Genomic DNA, 9,181 nt, shown 5'->3' with positions numbered 1-9,181 from the left:
CCGAACCAAGGGCCGGTCTCCGGAGGCACTACGGTGACGCTGACGGGCTCGAATCTCTCCGGTGCGACGGCGGTGCGCTTCGACCAGGTGGCCGCGACGTCGTTCACCGTCAACTCCGCTACGCAGATCACCGCCGTCGCCCCGGCTCATGCCGCTGGCGCCGCGGCCGTGACCGTGACCACCCCCGGCGGCACCAGCAATTCCCTCGTCTACACCTATCTCGCGGCGCCCGCGGTCACCGGCGTCTCGCCGAACCAAGGGCCGGTCTCCGGAGGCACTACGGTGACGCTGACGGGCTCGAATCTCTCCGGTGCGACGGCGGTGCGCTTCGACCAGGTGGCCGCAGCGTCGTTCACCGTCAACTCGGCCACGCAGATCACCGCGATAACGCCACCGCATGCGGCCGGTGCCGCGGCCGTGACCGTGACCACCCCTGGCGGCACCAGCAGTCCCGATGACCCCCAGGCATACTTCTTCTACGCCGGATCCCCCTCGCTGGCCGCTGTGGCCCCTGCTTCCGGGACCACCGCGGGCGGCACGACGGTGACCCTGACCGGCGCTGACCTGCTCGGTGCGACGGCGGTGCGCTTCGACCAGGTGGCCGCGGCGTCGTTCACCGTCAACTCGGCCACGCAGATCACCGCGATAACGCCACCGCATGCGGCCGGCGCCGCAGCCGTGACCGTGACTGCCCCCGGTGGCATCAGCAACCCCGTCACCTATGTCTACCTCGCACCGCCCACGCTGCTCTCCCTGGCCCCCGACCAAGGACCGACGCACGCCGGTACGGTCATCACCCTGGCCGGCACCAACCTCGCCGCCACGACCGACGTCCGCTTCGACGCCACCCCCGTGCCGTTCACCGTGGTCTCCCCGACCCAGATCACCGCCGTGTCCCCGGCTCATGCGGCCGGTACCGCAGCAGTCACCGTGACCACCCCCGGCGGCACCAGCAACGCCCTCACTTATACCCGGCTCCCGGCCCCCGGCATCTGATCGGGCGCCACACCCACCCCGACGAGCGTTGCGCCAGAGCAGCGTGGCCGAAGGCCTCCTGGAGCCCCGATACGCCGACGGCTCCCTCGGACAAAGCCCCCTCGAGGCGCACGCGGCCTGGCAGCGCAGCAGGCGGCTCATGCCGCGGCACGGCAGCGGATGGGACACCGGGCCCATGCACTGATTGGTCATCGCTCGCGACGGCATCAGCGCGGCAAGCCCTGTTCACCTTTCGTCGGATGCACTGCCCCGGCTCATGCCGCCGTCCTGGTTCAGTGCCAGGTCGTTGAGCGGTCGACCGCACGGCAGTCGGCGCTCTTGCCGAGCCCGACCGCTCCGGGGGCGTGGGGTTCGGGAACACTGAGACCAATAAGGTCGCTGTTGGAGCCGCAGTGGAGGTTGTGCTTGCCGTTCTGTGCCGTGGTGGACTGCGGTCCTGCTGCAATGCCGTTGACTGCCGTGGCCTGGCCCTGGCCGTGAGCGCCGGGGAGAGCGTGCCCGCTGGAGCGGTCCACAGCCTCACAGGTGGTGCTCCTGCTGACCGTGCTCAGGGCATTGAAGGTGAACACGTCGGCGGAGTTGCCGCAGTTCAGGTTCTGCTTGCCGCTCTGTGCCGTGGTGAACTGCGGCCCAAGGGCCGTACCGCCAACTGCAGACGCGCCGCCAGGCCCTGGTTTCTCCGCCACACGGGCATGACGGCCGCCGGCTCGGCCACGGAGGTCCTGCGAGCTGTCCACCACCTGGCAGGTGGTCTCCTCCTCCACCGTGCTGAGCGCGTTGACGGTCACAACGTCGGCGGAGTTTCCGCAGTTCAGGTTCTGCTTGCCGGACTGCGCGGTGGTGAACTGCGGACCGGCAACCACGCCGCCGACCGCTGAGGCGTCAGCGTCACGGCTGCCGGGATCCGTGCAGGTCTGCTCACGCCTGACGGTCCGCGCGACATTGACGGTGACCAGCTCTCGGCTGTTGCCACAGTCCAGGTTCTGCTCGCCGTCCTGGCTGGTGGTGAACGGCCCGCCGTTGGCGTGCGCCGCCGCACCATTCGCGCCCAGCACAGTACTTGCGGCCACGGCCAGCAGCGCCGCCTTGCCGATCAGCCTCATCGTTTCCCTCCGCCGTCCGGGGAAGCCAGGTCACCAGACCACGGTTCTGCTCAACCGGCTGCAAGCCGCGGGGTCACGGACCTGGACGGCCCGCCACTCGGGCGGCCCACTCGGTGCCGGAAGATGCCGGGCAATCGGGCGAAGCTGTGATCGTCCACGTGTCCCCGCAGGCACACCATGCGTTCGCAGACACAGGAAGCGATGAGTACCCGCCTGTGAGCGTTCAGCCAAGGGGATTGCACGATGATGGTTGCAGTACGGCGCCTGACCGGGAGGTCCGCACTCGCGGCCATGGTGCTCGCCGGGCTGGTGTCCACGGGTACGAGCATGAGTGCGCCCCTGCCGGACGGTGGTGCCAAGGCCAGCGGTGGCTCCGGAGCAGCCGGCCTCCTGGACCAGAACACCGCCCTGGACGGCCGCCAGAACAACGCCTGCGGCGACTCCCAGCGGCTGACCGGCTCCGGGATCCTCGATGGCAGCGGCCAGCTCACCACGCACTGCACGACGTTCGCGCGCTCGCACAGCAGCGACGCCCTGACCACCAGCGACGGCGCCCAGGCCACCGCAGGCGACGGCGTGCCCCTGCAGCAGAACACCGCCGAGCGCGGCCGACAGAACAACGCCTGCGGCAACACGATCGAAAGCGGCCTGTACGACGGCGCCACGGACACGGACTGCACAGCACGCGACCACTCCGTCAGCAAGACAACCGTCACCCACGCGGGCGCCGCGCAGGCAACCGGCGGCGAGGGAAGCCTGTACCAGCAGAACACCGCCCAGCAAGGCCGGCAGAACAACGCCTGCGGCAACCTCGACAACGCCACCCTCACCAGCACTACCGACGCCGGCTGCGCGGCGCACGACAGCTCGGTGAGCAAGAAAACCGTCACCCGCGGCGGCGGCGCGAAAGCCACTGGCGCCACCAGCACCCTGGGCGCGTCCCAGCAGAACACTGCCCAGCAGGGCCGCCAGAACAATGCCTGCGGCAACATGAACAACGCTGGGATCCCCGGCGCCGCCGACGCCGGCTGCGCGGCGCATGACAGCTCGGTGAGCAAGAAAACCGTCACCCGCGGCGGCGGCGCGAAAGCCACCGGCGGCAACAGCCAACTGTCCTCGACGCAACAGAACATCGCCCAGGAGGGCCGCCAGAACAACGCCTGCGGCAACACCAACGTCGGTTCCATCTCCGGGCAGGCGAGAGCACACTGCACGACGCGTGACGGCTCGGTGAGCAAGAAAACCGTCACCCGCGGCGGCGGCGCGAGAGCCACCGGCGGCAACAGCGCCGCCGAGCTGATGCAGCAGAACATCGCCCAGGAGGGCCGGCAGAACAACGCCTGCGGCAACACCAACGCCCTGACCCTGGACGAAGGCAGCACGAACGCCCAGTGCAGCGCCGTCGACGAATCCGTCGAGATCAGGAGCAAGAACCACGGAGGGGCCTCCATGGGGTGAAGGGCTGAGCAGGACGTCCCGGGCGGGTCAGGGGGTCGGTAGGCTCCTGTCGAGATTCCGGCGCATGTCTCTTGGCGAGACGGTTGGGAGAGTGTCGTGGTTGACCTCTCGGTCGAGACGATCGTCTCCGGCCGCTGCCTGGTGGCGAGGGTCAGCGGCGCGATGGATTACGTGACCGACCCGGTGTTTCGCGCGCAGTTCAAGGAACTGCTCTCGGGGGGTTCCCGCTTCATCGTGCTGGACCTGTCCGGCGTCTCGTTCTGCGACTCGGCCGGGCTGAACGTGCTGATCGGAGGGTGGAGGCAGGCGGATGCGAGCGGGGCTGTGCTGGTGCTGGCGTGTGTGCCCGAGTCGTTGCGGCGGATCCTGCAGATGACCGGGGTGGATCAGCTCCTGCGGGTCTATGACACCGTCACCGAGGCGGAAGCCGTCTTCGGCGGCTGAGCCGCGCTGCCGGCAGCGAGTTCAACGAGGTTGCGGACGATGAGGCCGGCTTCCGCCGGGTGCCGCAGCGGCTTCTCGAGGTTGAGGGTGTACCGGCGCTGTCACGTTGGCTGAGCGGGTGGCATGATCTTCTGGTTGATCGTGTTGGAGGGGGCTGTTCCGTGGGGGCCGTGGCTCCGTCGTACAAGGGGCACCGATACCCGGTCGAGGTCATCTCCCACTGCGTGTGGCTGTATCACCGCTTCCCCCTGTCGTTCCGCGAGGTCGAGGAACTGATGCTCGAGCGCGGGATCGTCCTCTCCTACGAGACGGTGCGCCGCTGGTGCGCCAAGTTCGGGCAGCGGTACGCCGATTCGCTGCGCCGCCGCCGGCCCCGGCCTGGTGACAAATGGCACTTGGACGAGGTCTTCATCAAGATCAATGGGGAACAGAAGTATCTGTGGCGGGCGGTCGACCAGGACGGCAACGTCCTGGACATCCTGGTACAGAGCCGCCGGGACAAGGCCGCGGCCAGGCGCTTCTTGCGCAGGCTGATGAAGAAGACCCGCACGGTGCCGCGGGTGATCGTCACCGACAAGCTCCGCTCCTACGGCGCGGCCCACCGAGAGGTCATGCCCTCCGTCGAGCACCGCTCCCACAAGGGGCTGAACAACCGGGCGGAGAACAGCCACCAGCCAACAAGGCAGCGCGAACGGGCGATGAAAGGCTTCCGCGGCACCGGCGCAGCCCAGCGGTTCCTGTCCGCGTTCAGCGGCATCTCACCTCACTTCCGACCTCGACGCCACCGGCTGTCCGCACACCACTACCGAGCCGAGATGACCGTCCGCTTCGCAACCGGCGCTGCCTACCCCTCCACCACGGCCTGAGCACAGCCCGGAACCGGGCTCCACCACGCCACGAAGCACCATCAGACACCCACCCAACAACGTGACAGCGCCAAGAGGTGTCATCGGTCGGGCCAGAACCGGTCAGGCCGGGGCGGCCTACCTCGCGGCGCCCTCCACACACGCGGTCTTCGCGTGCTTCCACGCGACATCGAGGCTCTCCAGCCGACTGAGGCAGATGGAGAGGGAGTTCGACGACCCTTCACCGTCCTCCGCGATGGAGCACGCGTCCGCGGCTTCGCCGCCGACGGGCACGTTGTATCCCTTATCCCGCAGATACTCCTGACAGTCCCACGACCACGCCTGCGCCGGACTTGCGACTACAAGGGGCAGTGCGCCGGCTACCACTGTGCCACTGGCCGCCACCGCTGCTCGCCGCATCCACCTGCTACGCATCTGTGTCCTTTCGTGTTCCGCCGTCCCTGGCTCCCGGGCCACCGCCCAGCCGCCAGGGCCGAGTCTCACCGACCCCTCGGATCTCAAACTCGCTGCCTGTGAGCGGTGGCTGGACGGCTGCCTCCAGCGGGGGACCGAAGGTGGGACCGGAGGTGGGAGCCGCTCAAACCGGACACCGTTCATTCCGGCAGGTCAGCCCCAGTGCGCAAGCCGCCCAGAGACGACGACACCTCTTCCCCACGCAGCAGCCGAAGGGAAGAGGTGCCATCGGTCGGGCGGAACCGGTCAGGCCAGGGCGGGCTGCAGAGCGGCGAGCGGGGACCGCCGGCCTTTCTCCACCGTGCGCAGCTGCTCCCAGTCGACCTCGGGGTGCGCGGCGACCACCGCGTCGACGGACGCCGTGGTGTAGAGCGCGACATCGACGGCCCCTGCTCGGCTCGTACCGAAGCGGACCTCGATCGACTGAGGCGAGGATCCATCCGAGCCGCACCATCCAGTCGAAGTCCGCACGACGCACCCGGAGCCGGGCGGCGGCCTGCTCCGGTCCGAGCGGGGTGTCGCCGGCGACCAGCTCCGCCAGGTCCTCACGCCGACAGACCTCGGCCACGCCCGCCAGCGACACACCATCGGCGCCTTCGATGAACGCCGCGAGCCGACCGGCCTGCCCCGACAGCGAACCCTCGCTGCGCGCCGACACCACCAACGGCACCACATCCGCGCTCACGCCGTATGGGGTCCTCGTTCAGAGCGCCCGCAGGCCGTGCTCCCGGAACTGCTCGCGCACACGCTCCGTCAGGTCCGCGTCCGGCGCGGGTGTGTCGCGCAGGGGGAAGGGGATGCCCAGCGCGTCGTACTTGTGGGCGCCGAGCTTGTGGAACGGCAGGACGTCCACCCGGTCGACGTTGCCCAGCCCGGAGAGGAACGCGCCGAGCCCGTCGACGGCCGCCGGGTCGTCGGTCCAGCCGGGGACCAGGACGTAGCGGATCCACACCGGGACGCCGAGCCGGTCCAGGCGAGTTGCGAAGGTGAGCGTCGGTGCCAGGTCGCCGCCAGTCAGCTTCCGGTAGGTACGGACGTCGAAGGACTTGATGTCCAGCAGGACCAGGTCTGTATCGGCGAGCAGCTCGTCGGTGGCGCGGGCGCCGAGGAAGCCGGAGGTGTCGAGGGCGGTGTGCACGCCGAGTTCCTTGCAGCGGTGGAAGATTTCGGCCGTGAAGGCGGGCTGCAGCAGCGCCTCGCCGCCGGTGAGTGTCACTCCCCCGCCGGCGGTGGTGATGAACGGCCGGTACTTCTCGATCTCGGCCATCACCTCGTCGACTGTGGTCTGCTTGCCGTCGCGCATGTGCCAGGTGTCGGGGTTGGCGCAGTACAGGCAGCGCAGTGGGCAGCCGCTGAGGAAGAGCACGAACCGGGTCCCGGGACCGTCCACTCCCGTGGACAGGTCCCAGGAGTGGATTCGGCCCGTCATCGGCTCGACGGTGGTGTTCACAGCTCTCCGTGGAAGGTGCGGCTGATCACGTCGAGCTGCTGCTCGCGGGTCAGGCGGACGAAGTTGACCGCGTACCCGGAGACCCGGACCGTCAGCTCCGGGTACTTCTCCGGGTGTTCCATGGCGTCCTCCAGCGTCGCCCGGTCCAGGACGTTGACGTTCATGTGGAAACCGCCCGAGGCCATGTACGCGTCGAGAATGCCGGCCAGGTGCGCGGCGCGCTCGGCCGGGTCGTGGCCCAGGCCCTCGGGGGTGATCGTCGTCGTGAGCGAGATGCCGTCCCGGGCCTGCTCGTACGGCAGCTTGGCCACCGACAGGGCCGAGGCGGCCACACCGTGCCGGTCACGGCCGTTCATCGGGTTGGCCCCGGGCGCGAACGGGGCACCCGAGCGGCGGCCGTCGGGGGTGTTGCCGGTGTGCTTGCCGTACACCACGTTGGAGGTGATGGTCAGCACCGACTGCGTGTGCTCGGCATTGCGGTACGTGGGGTGGCGACGGACCTTGGCCATGAACGACTCGACCAGGTCGGCGGCGAGGGCGTCCGCGCGGTCGTCGTTGTTGCCGTACGCCGGGTACTCGCCCTCGACCTCGTAGTCGACGGCCAGCCCGGTCTCGTCCCGGATGACCTTCACGCGCGCGTGCTTGACGGCTGAGAGGCTGTCCGCCGCCACGGAGAGGCCGGCGATTCCGCACGCCATGAAGCGGTGCACGGGGTAGTCGTGCAGGGCCATCTCGATGCGCTCGTAGGCGTACTTGTCGTGCATGTAGTGGATGACGTTGAGCGCGTTGACGTAGGTGGCCGCCAGCCAGTCCAGCATGCGGTCGTACGCCGCCGACAACTCCTCGTAGTCCAGGTACTCGCCGGTCAGCGCGGGCGCCTTCGGGGCGATCTGCTCTCCGCTCATCTCGTCCCGGCCGCCGTTGACCGCGTACAGCAGCGCCTTGGCGAGATTGACGCGCGCCCCGAAGAACTGCATCTGCTTCCCCACGGCCATCGCCGAGACGCAGCAGGCGATCGCCGTGTCGTCGCCGGTGCGCGGACGCATCAGGTCGTCCGACTCGTACTGGATCGCGCTGGTGTCGATCGAGACCTGGGCGCAGAACCGCTTGAAGCCCTCGGGCAGCCGCGGTGACCACAGCACCGTCAGGTTGGGCTCGGGCGCCGGGCCGAGGTTGTAGAGCGTCTGGAGGAAGCGGAAGGAGGTGCGGGTGACCAGCGGGCGGCCGTCGGTGCCGATGCCGCCGATGGACTCCGTCACCCAGGTCGGGTCGCCGGAGAACAGCGCGTCGTACTCGGGGGTGCGCAGGAACCGTACGATCCGCAGCTTGATCACAAAGTCGTCGATCAGCTCCTGGGCACGGGTCTCGTCGAGGACGCCCTCGTCCAGGTCGCGCTGGATGTAGACGTCCAGGAAGGTGGAGGTGCGGCCGAGCGACATCGCGGCGCCGTTCTGCTCCTTCACCGCCGCCAGGAAGCCGAGGTACAACCACTGCACCGCCTCGTGCGCGGTGGCTGCGGGACGGGTGACGTCGCAGCCGTACGAGGCCGCCATCTGCGCCAGCTCGCCCAACGCCCGGATCTGCTCGGCCAGTTCCTCGCGGTCGCGGATGACGTCCGGGCTGGAGGGCCGCGCGTCCAGGACGGCGCGTTCGGCGCGCTTGGCCGCGGCGAGCCGGTCCGTGCCGTAGAGGGCCACCCTCCGGTAGTCGCCGATGATCCGGCCGCGGCCGTAGGCGTCGGGCAGGCCGGTGATGACGCCGGCCTTGCGAGCGGCGCGCATCTCGGGGGTGTAGGCGTCGAACACGCCGTCGTTGTGGGTCTTGCGGTACGTGCCGAAGACACGCGTGACGAAGGGGTCGGCCTTGTAGCCGTACGCCTTCAGCCCGTTCTCGACCATCCGCAGCCCGCCGTTGGGCATGATCGCCCGCCTCAGCGGGGCGTCGGTCTGCAGGCCGACGATCAGCTCGCGGTCGCGGTCGATGAAGCCCGGCCGGTGCGAGGTGATGGTGGACGGCAGGCCCGTGTCGACGTCGAGGATGCCCCGGCGCCGCTCCTCGGGGAACAGCCGAGCGACCTTGCCCCAGACGGCGAGCGTGCGCTCGGTCGGCCCGGCCAGAAACGTCGAATCGCCCTCGTAGGGCGTGTAGTTGGCCTGGATGAAGTCGCGCACGTCAGCCTGGTCCCGCCAGTGCGTACCGGCGAAGCCTCGCCATGCCTCGGTCGCCGCCCGTGCTCCAGCTGTCACCGTTGCCGTCATCGCCGGTCTCTCCCTCACTCTGCTTGTAGAACTTCTTCTCCTTTGATGCTCGTCGTCGGCGATGCCTGCGGGGAGGGCCTCTCGGCGCACCTGGGGCGCGCCACCCGTCCCTCGCGTGCCGGGCCATAGGTCCCTGTCAGGCCGAGCCCGGCA

The 9,181-nt window shown here is 69.3% G+C and carries 8 protein-coding genes and 1 pseudogene; 4 read left to right on the top strand and 5 right to left on the bottom strand.

Annotation, left to right across the window (positions count from 1 at the left end; translation table 11 throughout):
- Positions 1-996 (top strand): IPT/TIG domain-containing protein (locus ACFY9I_RS23010; RefSeq protein WP_391004462.1); only part of this gene is annotated, 996 nt, incomplete at its 5' end.
- 272 nt (positions 997-1,268) lie between these two features.
- On the opposite strand, the gene ACFY9I_RS23005 is transcribed toward ACFY9I_RS23010, so the two are convergent.
- On the bottom strand, positions 1,269-2,099 hold the full coding sequence (locus tag ACFY9I_RS23005; protein ID WP_391004460.1) for a hypothetical protein: 831 nt from the start codon (positions 2,097-2,099) through the stop codon (positions 1,269-1,271).
- Positions 2,100-2,342: 243 nt separating this feature from the next.
- On the opposite strand from ACFY9I_RS23005, the gene ACFY9I_RS23000 reads away from it, so the two are divergent.
- From ACFY9I_RS23000 to ACFY9I_RS22990, 3 genes are all read left to right on the top strand, one after another.
- Positions 2,343-3,557: a hypothetical protein gene (locus ACFY9I_RS23000; RefSeq protein WP_391004459.1), complete on the top strand. Its 1,215-nt coding sequence runs from the start codon at positions 2,343-2,345 to the stop codon at positions 3,555-3,557.
- A gap of 96 nt (positions 3,558-3,653) precedes the next feature.
- Positions 3,654-4,001, top strand: coding sequence for an anti-sigma factor antagonist (locus ACFY9I_RS22995; protein ID WP_391004457.1), 348 nt, complete (start codon positions 3,654-3,656; stop codon positions 3,999-4,001).
- Between the two features lie 161 nt (positions 4,002-4,162).
- Positions 4,163-4,867: an IS6 family transposase gene (locus ACFY9I_RS22990; protein ID WP_391004456.1), complete on the top strand. Its 705-nt coding sequence runs from the start codon at positions 4,163-4,165 to the stop codon at positions 4,865-4,867.
- A 117-nt stretch (positions 4,868-4,984) separates the two neighbouring features.
- Here ACFY9I_RS22990 and ACFY9I_RS22985 read toward each other — a convergent pair whose 3' ends face one another.
- The 4 genes and pseudogenes from ACFY9I_RS22985 to pflB all read right to left on the bottom strand — a co-directional run bounded on the left by ACFY9I_RS22985 (position 4,985) and on the right by pflB (position 9,028).
- Positions 4,985-5,140 carry a hypothetical protein gene (locus ACFY9I_RS22985; protein ID WP_391004454.1) on the bottom strand — a complete coding sequence of 52 codons (156 nt, stop codon included), beginning with the start codon at positions 5,138-5,140 and terminating at the stop codon, positions 4,985-4,987.
- Between the two features lie 426 nt (positions 5,141-5,566).
- Positions 5,567-5,888: pseudogene (locus ACFY9I_RS22980) on the bottom strand (hypothetical protein); the annotation flags it as partial.
- A gap of 135 nt (positions 5,889-6,023) precedes the next feature.
- Positions 6,024-6,749, bottom strand: coding sequence for a pyruvate formate-lyase-activating protein (gene pflA / locus ACFY9I_RS22975; protein ID WP_391004452.1), 726 nt, complete (start codon positions 6,747-6,749; stop codon positions 6,024-6,026).
- A gap of 17 nt (positions 6,750-6,766) precedes the next feature.
- Positions 6,767-9,028, bottom strand: a complete 2,262-nt coding sequence (pflB, locus tag ACFY9I_RS22970; protein WP_391004450.1) for a formate C-acetyltransferase — start codon at positions 9,026-9,028, stop codon at positions 6,767-6,769.
- Positions 9,029-9,181 lie beyond the last annotated feature (153 nt).

Origin of the sequence: Streptomyces sp. NPDC012510 (assembly GCF_042955065.1) — a bacterium.
Taxonomy (GTDB): domain Bacteria; phylum Actinomycetota; class Actinomycetes; order Streptomycetales; family Streptomycetaceae; genus Streptomyces.
This window is presented reverse-complemented; position numbering and strand designations above follow the sequence as displayed.

Coding starts and splice junctions, on each gene's coding strand:
- pflB (WP_391004450.1), bottom strand. CDS start 9,028: ATGACGGCAACGGTGACAGCTGGAGCACGGGCGGCGACCGAGGCATGG.
- pflA (WP_391004452.1), bottom strand. CDS start 6,749: ATGACGGGCCGAATCCACTCCTGGGACCTGTCCACGGGAGTGGACGGT.
- ACFY9I_RS23000 (WP_391004459.1), top strand. CDS start 2,343: ATGATGGTTGCAGTACGGCGCCTGACCGGGAGGTCCGCACTCGCGGCC.
- ACFY9I_RS23005 (WP_391004460.1), bottom strand. CDS start 2,099: ATGAGGCTGATCGGCAAGGCGGCGCTGCTGGCCGTGGCCGCAAGTACT.